At 43.6% G+C, this 473-nt stretch carries 1 protein-coding gene; it reads right to left on the reverse strand.

Annotated elements, in window-relative coordinates; translation table 11 throughout:
• Nucleotides 1-473 (reverse strand): mucin-binding protein (locus N8O80_RS09515; RefSeq protein WP_261028114.1); only part of this gene is annotated, 473 nt, incomplete at both ends.

Here is a 473-nt window from a genome sequence, read left to right on the forward strand (position 1 = left end):
ATTTGACTTGTTGTGCTGTAGGCAATGGCTTCACCTGACTTACCTGTCACTTCATCTGTTGTGAGAACACGGTTACCGTTAGTGCTTACGTAACGGATAATTGCTTTTTGAGCATCCTTACGGTAAGTAACTGTTTCAACACGGTCTTGGTCTTTCGCTTGAACTCCACTTACAGCTGGGATTTCTGATTTATCCGCTGTGTAACCTGCGATGGTTGGAGAGACCACTTTATCAAACGTATCATCATTGGTTGTCCAGTCTTGGAAGTCAATATGACCTGTTACCAAGTTGACATTGCTCCAACGTTTGAAGTTCAGTGTTTCAACCACATCATCCTTAGCTTTACTTCCATCTTCGTAAACATAATGGATGGTACGGCTAACACTTTCCTTGTTATCCAAGTTTTCAACGGTTCCTGGCCAACGTGGGCTATCTGGTTGTCCTGGATTGACTGGTGTGTTTGGTTGTGGAGT

Origin of the sequence: Streptococcus mitis, from assembly GCF_946190155.1 — a bacterium.
Classification (GTDB): Bacteria; Bacillota; Bacilli; order Lactobacillales; family Streptococcaceae; genus Streptococcus; species Streptococcus mitis_CL.